Annotated in this window: 18 protein-coding genes, 1 tRNA gene, 3 pseudogenes and 1 riboswitch; of the genes and pseudogenes, 9 read left to right on the forward strand and 13 right to left on the reverse strand. The window is 44.1% G+C overall.

Features of this window, described 5'->3' with window-relative positions; translation table 11 throughout:
• Nucleotides 1-89 precede the first annotated feature (89 nt).
• Entirely contained in the window at nucleotides 90-773 is a 684-nt protein-coding gene (gene cotO, locus AC0OMA_RS06555) for a spore coat protein CotO (protein WP_015383369.1), read from the forward strand.
• 93 nt (nucleotides 774-866) lie between these two features.
• On the opposite strand, the gene cotZ is transcribed toward cotO, so the two are convergent.
• From cotZ to cotV, 5 genes are all read right to left on the reverse strand, one after another.
• On the reverse strand, nucleotides 867-1,316 hold the full coding sequence (cotZ, locus tag AC0OMA_RS06560) for a spore coat protein CotZ (protein WP_003239244.1): 450 nt from the start codon (nucleotides 1,314-1,316) through the stop codon (nucleotides 867-869).
• A gap of 127 nt (nucleotides 1,317-1,443) precedes the next feature.
• Nucleotides 1,444-1,932 (reverse strand): spore coat protein CotY, encoded by a 489-nt coding sequence (cotY, locus tag AC0OMA_RS06565; protein ID WP_003239243.1) that lies wholly within the window; start codon nucleotides 1,930-1,932, stop codon nucleotides 1,444-1,446.
• A 150-nt stretch (nucleotides 1,933-2,082) separates the two neighbouring features.
• Nucleotides 2,083-2,598 (reverse strand): spore coat protein CotX, encoded by a 516-nt coding sequence (gene cotX, locus AC0OMA_RS06570; RefSeq protein WP_014476454.1) that lies wholly within the window; start codon nucleotides 2,596-2,598, stop codon nucleotides 2,083-2,085.
• Between the two features lie 88 nt (nucleotides 2,599-2,686).
• Nucleotides 2,687-3,016 (reverse strand): spore coat protein CotW, encoded by a 330-nt coding sequence (gene cotW, locus AC0OMA_RS06575; protein WP_014476455.1) that lies wholly within the window; start codon nucleotides 3,014-3,016, stop codon nucleotides 2,687-2,689.
• 40 nt (nucleotides 3,017-3,056) lie between these two features.
• The gene (cotV, locus tag AC0OMA_RS06580) at nucleotides 3,057-3,443 is read right to left on the reverse strand and encodes a spore coat protein CotV (RefSeq protein WP_015483093.1); all 387 of its coding nucleotides are present in this window, start codon (nucleotides 3,441-3,443) and stop codon (nucleotides 3,057-3,059) included.
• A 159-nt stretch (nucleotides 3,444-3,602) separates the two neighbouring features.
• Here cotV and yjcA point away from each other — a divergent pair, with 159 nt between their 5' ends.
• From yjcA to spoVIF, 4 genes are all read left to right on the forward strand, one after another.
• Nucleotides 3,603-3,959, forward strand: a complete 357-nt coding sequence (gene yjcA / locus AC0OMA_RS06585; protein ID WP_014476457.1) for a sporulation protein YjcA — start codon at nucleotides 3,603-3,605, stop codon at nucleotides 3,957-3,959.
• Between the two features lie 280 nt (nucleotides 3,960-4,239).
• A complete protein-coding gene (locus AC0OMA_RS06590) occupies nucleotides 4,240-4,446 on the forward strand; it encodes a hypothetical protein (RefSeq protein ID WP_017695696.1) in 207 nt (68 codons plus the stop codon).
• Between the two features lie 81 nt (nucleotides 4,447-4,527).
• Entirely contained in the window at nucleotides 4,528-4,677 is a 150-nt protein-coding gene (gene yjcZ / locus AC0OMA_RS06595; RefSeq protein WP_003232872.1) for a sporulation protein YjcZ, read from the forward strand.
• A 132-nt stretch (nucleotides 4,678-4,809) separates the two neighbouring features.
• Entirely contained in the window at nucleotides 4,810-5,064 is a 255-nt protein-coding gene (gene spoVIF, locus AC0OMA_RS06600) for a sporulation-specific transcription regulator SpoVIF (protein ID WP_014479471.1), read from the forward strand.
• A gap of 73 nt (nucleotides 5,065-5,137) precedes the next feature.
• Here spoVIF and AC0OMA_RS06605 read toward each other — a convergent pair.
• Nucleotides 5,138-7,418 (reverse strand): annotated as a pseudogene (locus AC0OMA_RS06605) (ATP-dependent helicase).
• 116 nt (nucleotides 7,419-7,534) lie between these two features.
• Between AC0OMA_RS06605 and AC0OMA_RS06610 the strand changes: the two are divergent.
• Nucleotides 7,535-7,789 (forward strand): hypothetical protein, encoded by a 255-nt coding sequence (locus AC0OMA_RS06610; protein WP_003232866.1) that lies wholly within the window; start codon nucleotides 7,535-7,537, stop codon nucleotides 7,787-7,789.
• 71 nt (nucleotides 7,790-7,860) lie between these two features.
• On the opposite strand, the gene AC0OMA_RS06615 is transcribed toward AC0OMA_RS06610, so the two are convergent.
• Genes AC0OMA_RS06615 through AC0OMA_RS06625 form a run of 3 tightly spaced genes read right to left on the reverse strand, consistent with a single transcriptional unit; the run spans nucleotide 7,861 to nucleotide 9,561 of the window.
• Complete coding sequence (locus AC0OMA_RS06615) at nucleotides 7,861-8,283, reverse strand: GNAT family N-acetyltransferase (RefSeq protein ID WP_015383374.1); 423 nt, start codon at nucleotides 8,281-8,283, stop codon at nucleotides 7,861-7,863.
• Between the two features lie 3 nt (nucleotides 8,284-8,286).
• Nucleotides 8,287-8,802, reverse strand: coding sequence for a YjcG family protein (locus AC0OMA_RS06620; RefSeq protein WP_015383375.1), 516 nt, complete (start codon nucleotides 8,800-8,802; stop codon nucleotides 8,287-8,289).
• A gap of 36 nt (nucleotides 8,803-8,838) precedes the next feature.
• Nucleotides 8,839-9,561, reverse strand: a complete 723-nt coding sequence (locus tag AC0OMA_RS06625) for an esterase family protein (protein WP_015383376.1) — start codon at nucleotides 9,559-9,561, stop codon at nucleotides 8,839-8,841.
• Nucleotides 9,562-9,728: 167 nt separating this feature from the next.
• Nucleotides 9,729-9,848, forward strand: a riboswitch (SAM riboswitch).
• Between the two features lie 67 nt (nucleotides 9,849-9,915).
• Between AC0OMA_RS06625 and metI the strand changes: the two genes are divergently transcribed.
• Both metI and metC read left to right on the forward strand, forming a co-directional pair.
• Entirely contained in the window at nucleotides 9,916-11,037 is a 1,122-nt protein-coding gene (gene metI / locus AC0OMA_RS06630; protein ID WP_003232857.1) for a cystathionine gamma-synthase/O-acetylhomoserine thiolyase, read from the forward strand.
• The gene (gene metC, locus AC0OMA_RS06635; RefSeq protein ID WP_015483095.1) at nucleotides 11,030-12,202 is read left to right on the forward strand and encodes a cystathionine beta-lyase; all 1,173 of its coding nucleotides are present in this window, start codon (nucleotides 11,030-11,032) and stop codon (nucleotides 12,200-12,202) included. The genes metI and metC overlap by 8 nt, the downstream gene beginning before the upstream one ends.
• Nucleotides 12,203-12,231: 29 nt before the next feature.
• On the opposite strand, the pseudogene AC0OMA_RS06640 reads toward metC, so the two are convergent.
• Nucleotides 12,232-12,769 (reverse strand): annotated as a pseudogene (locus tag AC0OMA_RS06640) (GNAT family N-acetyltransferase).
• Between the two features lie 69 nt (nucleotides 12,770-12,838).
• Nucleotides 12,839-14,029, reverse strand: coding sequence for a DUF819 family protein (locus tag AC0OMA_RS06645; RefSeq protein ID WP_322840043.1), 1,191 nt, complete (start codon nucleotides 14,027-14,029; stop codon nucleotides 12,839-12,841).
• A 168-nt stretch (nucleotides 14,030-14,197) separates the two neighbouring features.
• Here AC0OMA_RS06645 and AC0OMA_RS06650 point away from each other — a divergent pair.
• A tRNA-Val gene (locus AC0OMA_RS06650) sits at nucleotides 14,198-14,270 on the forward strand.
• Between the two features lie 130 nt (nucleotides 14,271-14,400).
• Here the strand turns inward: AC0OMA_RS06650 and AC0OMA_RS06655 are convergent.
• Nucleotides 14,401-14,745, reverse strand: a pseudogene (locus AC0OMA_RS06655) (tyrosine-type recombinase/integrase); the annotation flags it as partial.
• Nucleotides 14,746-14,806: 61 nt separating this feature from the next.
• Nucleotides 14,807-15,127, reverse strand: coding sequence for a hypothetical protein (locus AC0OMA_RS06660; RefSeq protein WP_063335055.1), 321 nt, complete (start codon nucleotides 15,125-15,127; stop codon nucleotides 14,807-14,809).
• Nucleotides 15,128-15,129 lie beyond the last annotated feature (2 nt).

Raw genomic sequence — 15,129 nt, forward strand, 5'->3', positions numbered from 1 at the left:
ATCAAGCAATCCCGAATAGGGATTGCTTTTTTATTTCTTCTGATTTTCAGCTTTCTGTCATATAGATAGAATATGACACAATCGGAGGGATGAAGATGTCTAATAAGAAAAGAAACGCGGATAAAAAACCGCTCATGTATATTGTTCAGCCGGATTATGCAGAAACTACAAGGTCATCCATGCAGGAGATTGTCATCAAAAGAAAGGCCGACAAACCTGCTCCGCCAAAAGCTGAGGAAAAGCCGGTTTACCATGAGAAGCAGCAGGAGGAAGCCGTGGCACAGGATGTCCTGCAAGAAGACCAAAAGCCTGCAGCCGAACCAGTGAGTCAGCAAACACAAGAGGTGAGAGAGCCAGAGAACATAAAAAGCCAGGAGGAACAGAAAGCAGAGCCGCAGGCCGTAGAAGAAACCGTCGAACACGAGCCCCCGAAAGCAGAAAAAAAGGAAGAGCCTGCACTTGAGACCCGGAAGCCTGAGAAAGAACCGGAAGCTGTCCATAATGCTGCCAAAGCGGAGGAAAAAGCACCGCCGGCAAGAAAAGTAAAGAAACCGATGAGCAAGATGTCTATTCATGAAAAAATTGATTTTTTAACAAAGCTGCCTCATAACATGCCGAGAGCGCTTTGTTTGATTGAAGCCAATGGAAGAACGTACAGGGGCGTGATTGTCGGAAGAAGAAATGATTCCGTCCTGCTTCGCACAACCGGAAACGGAGCCCCAACCGAACTTGCAATCGATGATATTACCTCTTTGCACCCGCTCGGTTTTTAACGAAAAAGAAAAAAGCTGCCCGGTCGATGTTGCCGGACAGCTTTTTTTACTTAGAGAAAAGCCTGCAGGCCTGCAAGCTTTTCCAGCTTATGATTAATGATGATGATGTGTACGATTGATTAATCGAGGATTTAAGCAGTTGATTGCGCAGAAGCAGTCTAAGTCAACTTCAATACAGTAGTTTGTTTTTTCAAGTCGGAAGACTTCACACACCGTATCTTTATCGGTGAAGTCCAAAATGTGTTTGTGTTCGTCAAATGCGATTAATAATGACAGTGTTGCGCAGCTTCCATGCACTCTTTCGACCCTGAAAAATACTGTATTAAAGCAAGGGCCGTTATCGAGTTCGCCGACATTTCCAAAGGCGACTAATGGCGTTGATTTTGATGTAAATATTGCAAAAGGCACTGTGTCGCCTAACGAATGGCTTACAGATAAAAGCTTAGAGTGGCAGCCGGTCGGGCAGTCTTCTTCAACAGCGTTTTGTAGTTCTTCAATATTTTCTACAGCTTCACGCACGCAGCTTGATGTTTTCTGGCTCATATTATCCCTCCTGCCTTATAAATTTGAGACTGGCGAAATGATGGAGAGTCAGCTGCCTCACGCTGGAAGCAGCTGAATGATTTGCACCTGTAATAGAGTTTGGAAGGGGATTCCTCTTTACAAGTGTTTATCCATTGTGATGATGCTTTTTATCTTTATGAGGCGATGTTCTGTCAACTAGCTCTGGTGACAGGCACTGAATCGCGCAGAAGCATCCGAGATCCACTTCAATGCAGAAATCTGTTTTTTCTAGCCCGAAGAAATCCGGGTCGCAAGGATGGCAAACACTTAAGGTATCGCCTTTGACATCGACCGGGCGTAAAATAGAAAGTGTTGCACAGCAATCGCATAATTTTTCGACGCGGAAGAAAATGGATTCAAAGCATTGCATATCATCCACAAATCCCCCTACGTTTCCGAATGTGGAGAACAATCCGCCTTTTTTATCGAAAACGAGAAACGGAATTGTGTCTTTTCCAGCAATCGTAGGGTTTAAAAGGTTGGTATAGCAGCCAGTCGGACACTGTTCTTCAACTGCCTCCTGCTCTGCTAAAATCTTTTCCACTGCATCGCATACACAGTTCTCATGCCGGCCATGGGTTTTTCCGCAGCTCATTGATTTCAGCTCCTTCTTTATAGGGTATTTGACTTTAGTCCTTAACAACATATGTACCCGTGCCCCACTTGGTGTGGGTGAACGTCTATATATTCATCATATGCTTGGAAAATAAGAAAAAGCAGAGCGTTTTTAGCTCTGCTTTTAGAGTTAGAGGACGAGTGTGATGGCTAAGAGTGCCACAAGTGTGTTAGTAGCTGTGGAAACCAATGTTGCTATATCAGCATCTACTGTTGTGATATTTACGCCCCGGGAGCATTCGATGAGAAGTTTTTGGCGGTTTACTTGTTTGTTAGCTGAAAGCTGTAACAAATCTTGTGCGACTAATTCGGCAATTACTCCGTCTGCAATGGATGTGAGAGCTACTGTTAGGACAGCTGCATTAACCGCCGTTACAACTGATGTTACGGCTTGAACGTCTGTAGATGAAACGTTGATGTCACAAGAGTCTCTGATAATAATTGTTTCATCGGAGACTTGTTTATTGAGATTTGCCTGAGCCAGATTTTGGTCAATGAAGGCATTGTCGTTGCCAAAAAACCCATTGCCATTACAGCAAACATCGCAATGACATTTTCTTTCTTCTTTTTTATCTTTTTCTTTTTCGTCTAACGGATGGTCACAGTCAGGATCAAGTGCAACCCAAGAGTATGGTCTGCTTTCCATATCTATTCCTCCTTTTCTTTTACTGTTATTAAATGAGCGAGCCTCTTACTTTGACTGAGGCATATATCCTGATGAAGAACCCTATTTTTTATGATTGGTTTGAATTGTTATTGTTTTGACGTCTTTGTCTGAGCTGTTCAATTAATTGTTCTCTCCGGCTTAGCGGTTTTTCGTTCTTTTTCTCTTGCGCGGCGGCTTCTTCTTTTTTCTTCTTTTGATTTTCAACTAATGCAGCTGATTTAGCCTGCAAGTCTTTTACCAGATTCAAGAGCATTTCTTTTTCTTCATCTGATACTTTTTTCATTTTGTCTTTCGTGACACCGTGTTTAAGAAAGATATTTTGAACCAGCATTTTCGTCATTGGATCAGCTTCCGGAAGCTTTTCAAGCTCTTCTTTGATTTTATCGTTATCTGACATTTGTTTTCACCTCGGCTTTTAAGTTTGTGAAAAGAAAGGGTTAAAGGACGTCAATTTCAAGGAGAATGCTGTTAAGCACCTGAAGCAAAATTTGTACAAAGGTTATTATTTCGTCGGCAGACAAAGTAATTTTGATGTTGCGGCTGTTGATAATTTTAATGATGGTTCTTTTTTTAATTTGCGAGTTATCGAGAATAAGAATTTCGCTTGCCACTGCGTCAGCCAAGTCCTCGTCGGCGATGACGAGCTGTGTTGCCAGGATAATCATTGTTGTCACCAAGGCTTGTATAGAAAGGGCAGCTGTTATATGTGACGTGTCAATTGTGATATTTTCGCAATCAATGACTTCGATCTGCTGTTCGAATTCGCTTGATAATTGCTCAAATATTGCAGGGTGCAGGGATTCGACTTTTTCTTCAAATGACATAACCTTCACTCCTTTCTTATCCATACTCTATATAATGCAAATGGGGTGCAGAGCGGAATAATAAAAATAACCAATTTTCTGCCGGACAAGATACAATTCATGAAGAATAGGGTTTTGGCATATATGTGAAGGGATCATGATTGGCAAAGGAGTGAACGAGTGGTTATAAATGGGCTGACAATTGTTCTTCTATCGCTTGCGGTCTTTCGGCTCGCCCGCCTGCTGGTGTTTGACACGATTATGGCGCCGCTTCGCAGTCTGTTTCATGAAGAGAAGGAAGAAAAGGATGCGGACGGGAACATTGAAACCTATATCGTGATTAAGGGAACCGGTGTCAGGGCGTTTATTGGTGAATTGCTGAGCTGCTATTGGTGCACAGGCGTGTGGTGCGCCGGCTTTTTGATTTTATGCCAGGCGTTGATCCCGCAAGCGGCGCAGTGGCTGATTTTACTTTTGGCGATCGCCGGCCTTGCCGGCATCATAGAAACGCTCGTATCAAAATGGCTGCAAGAATAAGGCGTTACTACCAGCAACTTTCTGTCAGAATACGCATAAAGTAGCATATATGACATAAGGAAAGGAAGGGGACAAAAATGAATCAGTATCATAAACCTTCCCAAAAATCTCCATATACAGATTCATCGTATCAATCAAAAAAGATAAAAAAGAAAGGCTGCGGGTGCGGAAATAAAAAGAAAAAGCCTCAATAGCCTGGCAAAGAAACCGGAGAACTCCGGTTTTTTGTTTTTTAACGGGGCGGCCTCGCTCAGCATATATCATAAGCGGGGGGATAAAAGTGAATGAGTTTGAAAAATGGATAGAAGGAAGATATGAACCACACGAACAAAAGCAAAAAGAGTATGAAGACACGATGGGCCGCATCAGAAAAGACTTGGATGCATTTGATAAAGCCGGTCTGGAATTTGAAGATGAGATTGAAGAGCTGGCTGAAAAAACGGAGGCCTTACTTAAAAAACATCAAGCTCAATATGATCAATCGTAAATCCGCAAACGCCCTATGCGAATATCCAAGCCGATCCAAGCAGCTCACATAGTGTATAGAGAGTAAAGGAGGTGCTTATCTATGGGCTTTGGATACGGATTCGGCGGCGGCTACGGCGGCGGCTGTTATGGCGGTTATGCTGGCGGTTACGGCGGCGGCTATGGTTCAACATTTGTTTTGTTGGTCGTATTATTCATTCTCCTCATCATCGTAGGTGCATCTTTCTTTTAAGATGTATTGAGGAAGTACGGGTTATAACCCGTGCTTCCTTGCCTTGTGTTTATTTTTAAAAATGTTGGAAAAGCACATTGTATTATGTGCATTCATACAATACCGTATTACTCCGCCAAAAGGAGGCGCATTATGGATAATCAATTTTTTAAGAACATCGAAAAGAAAACAGGTGTGAAGATGCAGGATGTAATGAATCTTGCCGGATCACTCCAAAACGCTAATTTTAAAGATGAAAATACAGTGCGCAGTGTGATTAACCGCGTAGCGCAGCTCGCAAACAGACGCGTACCAAAAGAATTAGAAGATAAAATTGTGGAATCTATTACAAGCGGAAAAGAAAAGCTTGATTTTGGCACGATTTCTAAAATGATGGATAATAAATAAGTGGATGGCCTGGCTGACTCACTGCAGCGGGCCTTTTTTTACAGTAAAAACCCGGCAGTAATCTGCCGGGCTGTTAATGATGCAAGGGCTGTCTTGCTTTCTGTAGCAGGGGATACAAAAATCTTGAGCGGTTGGCTGTTTTGCCGCGCCTGTTAGCGGGGCAAGACAAATATAAATGCTGTTTCGCCCTGGTCATGGCTACATATAAAAGGCGTCTTTCCTCCTCAAGAGCGGCCTCGTCTCCTTTTCTTGCCGTTTCTAATGAGAAATCGTGCGGAATCGAGCCGTCTACAGTGCCTAACACGTAGACTGTTTTGAATTCAAGGCCTTTTGACCGGTGAATGGTCATCAGCTGAACGCCATGTTCATCTGTTCTGTTTTTCTCAGCGGCCCTCATATGGTCTACGTGGGCAAGAAAGTCAGGAATCGTTTTGAACTTCTTGGCGACAACCTTGATGTCGCGCAGGTCATCGGAACCCTTTTCCAGCTTGTTGCCCTCATTGCCCCGCTTTTTTAAATACTCGGAGAAGCCCATTTTTCCTTCTGCAAAGGTGATGGCTTCTACGGGCTTCATCGTGCGGAGGCTTGCAAAAAACGGTACGATTTTCTTGATTTTGTCCAGCTGGAATGGCTTCAGATCAGGCAATTTGGCCAGCGCTTTGATCATGGTACAGTCCTCTGTAATCGAGAGCGCCTTCAGCGTATTCAAAGCGGACTGTTTTAAAAACAAGGCGGGAAGCAAGTGTTTAATCGCTTCGGTGTCATCCTCATTTTGGCTGGCATACAAGTAGGCGAGAATCTGGCGGACGATCCGTCTGCTGTAAAACGATTGGACGCCGCGGTCAGCTGTATACGGAATTGACGATTGATGAAGCCTTTCATATATAGCACGGCCTCCGCTGTTTGTGCGGTAAAGAACCGCAAAGTCTTCTGGACTGGCTCCATTTTGAATTTTTTCTTTGATATCGGAAACGACCATTGTGGCTTCTTCCTCTTCATCATAAGGATAAAACAGCACAGGGACCTGAATGTCATCGCGGGCCGCTTCAAGCGTTTTGGCATATCTGTTTTTGTTCTTTTTCACGACGATATCAGCACTAGAGACAATCGGGTGCGTAGACCTGTAGTTCGCAGTTAAATAGATCGTCTTCGCTCCCGGATAATCCTTTTGAAAATCAAGAATGAAAGACGGATTGCTTCCGCGAAACGCGTAGATGGACTGGTCATCGTCTCCGACACAGCACAGGTTTTGCTCCGGGCTGGCGAGCATTTGCATGATTTTGTATTGAACCGGATTAATGTCCTGAAACTCATCAATTAAGATATACGTAAACCGAGATTGATATTGTTCCAGAAGGTCAGGCCGCTCGATAAACAATTCATAGCAGGCTGAAGCCATGTCATCAAAATCAAATTGGCTGTGTTCTTTTTTCTGACGTTCATAATGTTCATATAAACGATAAACTTGTTTTTCCCACTCATCTTTTAGAGGGATGCGTTCATTTGGGACATAAGTGTTTTTCCAAAAACCGATCTGCTGCAGGGCTTGGTCAACTGGGAATTCTTTCTCATCGATGCCCTCTTCATAGAGTGCTTTTTTGATATATTGTTCCCGCTGCCACTCCATTTTCAGCAGATGCTCACCGTTCCATTTAGCAGAATTAGAGTGATACAAGATCTTATAAAACAGACTGTGGAATGTTCCTGTCACAAGTCTTCTGACTTTTGCCGGCTGTAATCCGTACTGGTTCGCCATACGCTCTTTCATTTCAGCGACAGCTTTTGTTGTAAAGGTGACAAGCAGCATATTTTCAGGCGGTATGCCTAAGTGTTCGATCATGTGGGCGGCACGGGCTGTCAGCACCCGTGTTTTTCCGCTCCCCGCACCTGCAAGCACAAGCAGCGGGCCCTCTGTTTCCGTGACAGCTTTCAGTTGATCCGTGTTTAAACCGACAGACGGAAAAAGGCTCGTATCGGGTTCTATTGTTTTTGGCACAAATGGTGTTCCTGGTTTAATGCTTCTAGGACGGTGCCATTCCGTAACAGCTGGGGACGGGTCAGCGGCGATCGCTTTTCCCTTGGGTAAACGAATGACACCAGATTCCTGATCGTCTTCTTTTTTTTTCCTCTTTAGCGGGCTTCGGTTCGCACGCCTCCTCACATGCCGGAAAATCGCCTGGCTGGCGATGGATAAACTCTGGCGGATCGGCGATGTTAAGCCGTAACAGAACGGGCTTTCCGCAATGAGAACAAAATAAATGTCCTTTTATTCCCTCTTCAAAGAGGAATTGATAATGTTCTCTCGAATATGTATGTAAATGTATGATTCTATCATTCAGTCGGGCGCATTTCAAAAAGGGGTCCTCCCAATCAAAAGGTGTTCATTACAGACAATGACTATCATATCAAAAGAAATGTGTTTCAAAAAGTAAGTTTAAGGGAAAAGAGACAGCAGAGGGGTGGGTATTGTATGATATATGCAGGTCAAATTCAGAACCAGCAATACGCTCAATATGCTAATAGAACGATTGGACATAAGCAGGATTATGCCGGAACCGAAAAAATCAGCTATGTCCCGTTTCAGCGGGTATACAAAGAACTGGAAAAGCAGCAGGAGAATCAAACGGCCGCTGAAAGAAAAGTAAACGAGATGAAACGTAAGCGCTCTCTTTATAAGAGGTTGCGAGAAAAAGGAATGGGCACATATATTAATCGATATGTATAAAAAACCGTTCATACCAGAGAACGGTTTTTTATATGCAGTAAAAATCCGGATCTCAAAAGATCCGGATGCGTTCAGTCCTTCATCATTTGTAAGTGCGGAATGCCGGCATCGAGGAATTCTTTTTCAGAAAGCACGCGATACCCGTGTTTCTTGTAAAACGGCACAGCCTGTGTTTGCGCGTTTAAAATGAAACCGGAAGCGCCTCCGTCTGCCGCGGCTTTTTCGAGCGCTTTCATAATGATGCCGCCGACACCGGCTGAGCGGTGGCTTTTCAGTACGCAAATCCGCTCTAACTTGCCGTAGCCGTCCTTCATGCGCCATCTTCCAGCGCCGACAGGCTTTTCACCGTCATACACGACGATATGCTCTGACTCATTTTCAAGTTCGTCAATTTCTTCTTCAGCAGGCACGTTTTGTTCTTTGACAAAGACTTCTTCTCTTACATAGAATGCATCTTTCAGTTGTTCTTCACTTTTTGCGATAACTGCTTTCAAACATTATTCTCCTCTGCCTAGCAAGAAGGTTTCATATACTGTCCACGATCCGTTTTCCAACTGGTAAAGCAAGTGGAAACGGTCAACGATTTCTTCATGCGACACTTCCTGCATTTTTAATTGTCCCAGCACATCTGAATGCTCGTCGTCGGAAAGATTTTGGCCGACCGTCACATGCGGAACGAAATTATATTCCTGTTCGCCTGCCAACACACCGGTGTATAGCTTTTCATTGAGTGTTTTTAACTCTTCCGTCGGTTCTGCTTTAATATAAATGACATTATTAACAGGCGCAAATGAGCTGTATTTTGTCATTTTGAGAACGATTGGGTGGGACTCTTTTGCGATGTTTCTTAAATGTGATACGAGCTGATCCGCTTTCTCCTCCGCGCATTCAAAGGATGCTCTCAGCGTCAAATGAGGCGGGATCAGAGAGTAGCTTGGGTCATAGCGCTTTCTGTAAGAGTTTGCAAGGTCTTGGAGCTTTTTTGATGGAAATAAAACGATTCCGTATTTCATATTATGTCCCTCCTGGAAATAAAGTATGATAGAGTGTTAAAGCATTTTTTTCAGCGCCGGGGTGATGAGCGGCTGCCAGTATGTCCATTTGTGGTCTCCGTCAAATGGCTCAAAATAATAATCAGAAAGCTTCTTCTCCAGCAGCTGCTTCAGCTCCTGGTTCGGTTCTGTAAAGTCCAGGATGTTCCCGTCTGTCGTGTGGACGTCAGTTTCTTTTGTTCCAATTTGGTGATAAATAGAGAGGTGTTTGATATCGTCTGACTGTTTTACGGCTTCTAGTACGTGTTTGTCAACATAGGGAGACTGCATGATGATGTTGCCAAACATATTCGGATAATCAAGCGCTGTCATAAGTGACACGGTTGCTCCGAGCGAATCACCGATCAGCGTTCGGCCGTAACCGATCTGATAGGTTGGATACTCATCATCTGCAAAAGGAACGAGCTCATGGGCGATGAACCGTTTATACGCCGAAAATTTTGAACCCTCCGGATGATAGGTGTTTCTGCGCTCTTTTACATCCTTATAAGGAACACCGATAATAATGCTCCGGTCTATTTCGCGTTTCGACAGCAATTCCTCAACCTGTCTGCCGATTCTCCCCAGCCTGAAATAATCGTGGCCGTCCTGCGCGATAATGACATGGTATTTATAAAGCGGGGAGTAGTTGGACGGCAGATAAACAAGTAAGGTCATTTCCTCGTTAAGCTCTTTTGAAAAGAATTTCTTTTCTTGCACTGTGCCGTTTTTCGGTGCCATAAAAACATTCCTCCAGGACATCACTATACTTTCTTGCATTTTCAATTATTGTACCATGAATTATTAGAAATTTCTCTCTTTAAACGGTTCGACACACGAAGAAAAAAGTGTTGAAATAAACTGTGAATTGCGCTAATATAAAACAATCAGAAAATTGAAATCGATATTTCTTATCGTGAGAGGTGGAGGGACTGGCCCTTAGAAACCTCAGCAACCGGCTTGTTTTGCATGTGCAAAGCGCCAAGGTGCTAAATCCAGCAAGCGTTTTTATGCTTGGAAGATAAGAAGAAGCGTTAAACCCCTTCTTCTTATGAAGAAGGGGTTTTTATTTTGAAAAGGGAAGGTGTCAGCTATATGTCACAGCACGTTGAAACGAAATTAGCCCAAATTGGGAACCGAAGCGATGAAGTCACGGGAACAGTGAGTGCTCCTATTTATTTATCAACAGCATACCGCCACAGAGGGATCGGAGAATCAACTGGATTTGATTATGTCCGCACAAAAAATCCGACACGCCAGCTTGTTGAGGACGCCATCGCTAACTTAGAAAACGGCGCAAGAGGGCTTGCCTTTAGTTCGGGAATGGCTGCTATCCAAACGATTATGGCGCTGTTTAAAAGCGGAGATGAACTGATCGTTTCATCGGACCTATATGGCGGCACGTACCGTTTATTTGAAAATGAATGGAAAAAATACGGATTGACTTTTCATTATGATGATTTCAGCGATGAGGACTGTTTACGCTCTAAGATTACGCCGAATACAAAAGCGGTGTTTGTGGAAACGCCGACAAACCCCCTCATGCAGGAGGCGGACATTGAACATATTGCCCGGATTACAAAGGAGCACGGTCTTCTGCTGATCGTAGATAATACATTTTATACACCGGTCTTGCAGCGGCCGCTTGAGCTGGGAGCTGACATTGTCATTCACAGCGCAACCAAGTATTTAGGCGGGCATAACGATCTGCTTGCTGGGCTTGTCGTGGTGAAGGATGAGCGGCTCGGAGAGGAAATGTTTCAGCATCAAAATGCAATCGGCGCTGTCCTGCCGCCATTTGATTCGTGGCTTCTGATGAGAGGAATGAAGACGCTGAGCCTCAGAATGCGTCAGCATCAGGCAAACGCGCAGGAGCTTGCGGCGTTTTTAGAAGAGCAGGAAGAAATTTCGGATGTGCTGTATCCCGGAAAAGGCGGCATGCTGTCCTTCCGTCTGCAAAAAGAAGAATGGGTCAATCCGTTTTTAAAAGCACTGAAGACCATTTGTTTTGCAGAAAGTCTCGGCGGGGTGGAAAGCTTTATTACATACCCTGCGACCCAGACGCACATGGATATTCCTGAAGAGATCCGCATCGCAAACGGGGTGTGCAATCGTTTGCTGCGCTTTTCTGTCGGAATTGAACATGCGGAAGATTTAAAAGAGGATCTAAAGCAGGCATTATGTCAGGTCAAAGAGGGAGCTGTTTCATTTGAGTAAACACAATTGGACGCTTGAAACCCAGCTCGTGCACAATCCATTTAAAACAGACGGCGGAACCGGGGCGGTCAGTGTACCGATTCAGCACGCCTCGACTTTTCACCAATCTTCATTTGAAGAGTTCGGGGCATATGATTACAGCCGCTCTGGCACGCCGACAAGAACAGCTCTCGAAGAAACAATTGCCGCATTGGAAGGCGGAACAAGAGGATTTGCTTTCAGTTCAGGCATGGCTGCTATCTCAACAGCATTTTTACTGCTGTCACAGGGTGATCACGTTCTTGTGACAGAAGATGTATACGGCGGAACCTTCCGTATGGTGACAGAGGTGCTGACCCGGTTTGGCATTGAGCATACGTTTGTCGACATGACGGATCGTAATGAATTGGCGCGGAGCATCAAGCCGAACACAAAGGTCATTTATATGGAGACGCCATCAAATCCGACACTTGGGATTACGGATATTAAAGCGGTTGTTCAGCTTGCAAAAGAAAACGGCTGCCTGACCTTTCTGGACAATACATTTATGACGCCGGCACTGCAGCGTCCGCTTGATCTCGGCGTGGATATTGTACTTCACAGCGCGACAAAATTCTTAAGCGGACACAGCGATGTGCTCTCAGGTTTGGCTGCTGTCAAAGATGAAGAGCTTGGGAAGAAGCTGTATAAGCTGCAAAACGCGTTCGGCGCCGTCCTTGGCGTACAGGATTGCTGGCTTGTCCTGCGCGGATTAAAAACATTGCAGGTCCGTTTAGAGAAAGCGAGTCAAACAGCCCAGCGGCTTGCGGAATTTTTCCAGAAGCACCCGGCGGTGAAGCGCGTGTATTATCCGGGACTGGCTGATCATCCCGGCGCTGAAACCCATAAAAGCCAGTCGAAGGGAGCGGGCGCCGTGCTATCTTTTGAGCTTGAAAGCAAAGAGGCCGTTAAGAAATTAGTCGAGAATGTGTCACTGCCGGTCTTCGCTGTCAGCCTTGGCGCAGTGGAATCAATTTTGTCCTATCCGGCAACGATGTCTCACGCGGCAATGCCTAAGGAAGAGCGTGAAAAACGCGGTATCACTGATGGCCTGCTCCGTCTGAGTGTGGGCGTCGAACATGCAGACGATTTAGAACACGATTTCGAACAAGCGCTGAAAGAAATTGCTCCAGTTGCGGTTCGTTAAAAAAGAAGCCGGGGATGTCCCGGCTTCTTTTAGTATTGTTCGTCATCAGGATTCAGAATCGCGAGGACTTGATGATCCTCCCAAACGCCGTTAATTTTCACATTTTTTCGGGCGATGCCTTCTTTATGAAATCCCGCTTTTTCTAAAACACGCATGGACCCGAGATTACGGGGCATCACACCGGCTTCAATCCGATGCAGTTTCAATTCGTGGAACGCATAATCAACAACCAATCTGACTGCCTCTGTCATAATGCCCTTTCCATTATGGGCTTATACCCAATGAACGCAGTTTGCAGCGCGCCACGGATGATTTGAAAGAGCGAAACCGTCCCGATTAATCTATCGTCTGACGCTGTAAGATGCCAAAATGATATTCTTCATCTTTCTCAAGTCTTTCCTGATACTCGGTTATCCGTTTTCTTTGCCCCTCAACCGTATAGTAATCGTCTGCGCGTATCATAGAAAACTGTTCGAAAAAATCTCGATTTTCGCTTTGCAGCCGCAGATTTTCTTCGGCATCCGTTACTTCTAAAGGTCTAACATAAATGGTTTTTCCTTTTAACATACAGTGATCTCTCCGTTCTCATGTCAGCATTCCTCTTACATTATTCTCAGGGAAATGCAAATATCCTTTTTATAAGAAGGAAGAAAACCAATTTCCCATAAAAGTGCCAACATAGTTGCCGATTAAGTAGCCGAGCGTACCGACAAGCATGATCGGGGCGACAAGCTCCCGCCATCCCTTGGCAATTGCCATCGCAGCCGCAGTCGTCGGTCCCCCGACAGTAGCGTTGACGGCGAGCAGAATTTCTTCAAGCCGCACACGGAACAATTTTCCGGCAGCTAAGGAAACTGATAAATTGCTGATCGCAATGATAAACACGAATAATAGAATAAGAGGCGCATTCGTGACGATTAAGCGGAGATCTGCAGGAATGCCGATCACCACAAAAAACAAATAAATCAAAAAGGTTCCAAGCTCCTGAGATCCATTGAGCCTTTCAAAAAAACGCGGGAAAAGAAAAATGATAAGAACAGTTAAAGACGTAAGCACCAGGTACTGATCGCCAAGCGTACCGGTCAGCAGGGGATGAGAAAAAATGCTTTTCAAATAACCGGAAACCTTCATACTCACCGCAACAAGCGCGAAAGCAGCACCGGCATTAAATGCGATATCCTTTAAGGAAACATCCTTCCGTTTCCAATAGCTTTCAGCACTGTTTCCGCTGTTTCCATCGGCTTTTACCTTCTCTTCAAACGGCATGGCATAATGCCGCTGAAACCATTTGAGTGCAGGAATGCTGATTAAAATAAAAAACAAAAGCGCCATCATAAAATTATCAGCCACAACGGTAGCCGACACATATTCACCAGGCGTCTCAAATTTTGCCGCCATCGCCGCAAAGTTGATCCCGCCGCCGATATAAGAGGCGCTGATCATCCCACCGATTTTATCTAAGTAAGGAATATGCTGTTTGAGTAGAAAAAAAGCCAGGATACTGCCAAGCACTGTTCCAACGGAGCTAATCAGAAAAATAAACAGCAAACGCCTGCTTTCCTTAAAAATTTGCCTAACATTGATCTGAAACAATAAAAGTGGTATCGCCAGTGGTACCACATAAGACCACACAGTGTCATACACAGGCGACTCAACAGGAAACACTCCTACATTTGTAAACACCATAGCACCTGCCAGGGCGATAATAGCACCCGACACAGCGGACGCCCACTTAAAGCGCTGCTCCAGCCCGATGCTCACTGCCGCCCACACCGCAATAAACCCCCATAATATCCAAACATCATCGGAAGAAATCAAAGAATGCAAAACCCCATCACCCCTATTGTTAGAAAATTAAGACATATTATAATGGCCGGGGAACAGAACAGCAAGTCCAAAAAAAGTTTTTCTGAAAAAGCAGTTGACGAATAGAAGGGAAGGTTATATAATAGAACTTGTCAGAAAGACAACAACATACCCAGCCATACATATCATGATTCCGTAGCTCAGCTGGGAGAGCGCTACCTTGACAGGGTAGAGGTCGCTGGTTCGAGCCCAGTCGGAATCATAGCTTAAACCCTTGCGTAGCAAGGGTTTTTTACTTTGCTTATTTATTGATTTTGTTATCATTCATCGAGTTGGGGACGAATTGGGGAGGAAATTATTTTTTTGAGCTGATTTTGAAGAGGATTTCAAAATCAACTCTGTTTTTGTGCTAGGTTTCTAGGATCGAACTGGTTAAAGTGTTTTACTGTGCTATTTTCGAGTTTCCCGGTAACATGACCATAAATATCACTAGTTGTTCGAGCACTGGCGTGTCCAGCTCTTCTTTGAATAGCACTGAGACTTTCTCCAGCTTCTATAAGGAGAGCCACCATAGTATGCCGCAAGTCATGAAGACGAACATCTTTTAGGCCGTACTTCTTTTTTATTTTTGTCCATTTTGCGGTAGGGGTTGTATAGTAGTAAGGTTTTCCTTTACCACTGTGAAATATATATTGATGTTCTCCGCCTTCCCAGGCATCGCGAAGCAACAATTTTTCCACTTGTTGCCTAAAAAGACAATCAAGCGCTTAAGTAATTATATCTTCAATATCCAATTATCTATTCTATCGTCTCTTTCCATATTAAAATCAACTCTAAAAACTCATCAGTTTCTATAATACTTTCAAAAGGCTCATCAACCCGGTAATGATGCTCAGCTATTGTCATGTTTTTCTTAATTATTATACTTGTAGCATTCAACGTAATTTCAAAGTCTTCATAATCTCCTGTTAAAACCTTCTTAACGTATCCAATATACTCGTCTGCTTCCTCTTTTGTTGAAATATCCTCAAAAACGTCCGAGAAAACAGTTAATTTTTCCGGTAGTATTATTCTTGTTATACCAAATGGATCTTTTTTAAATTCATATGAATATCTCATCT

It is taken from the genome of Bacillus sp. AMCV2 (assembly GCF_056033925.1).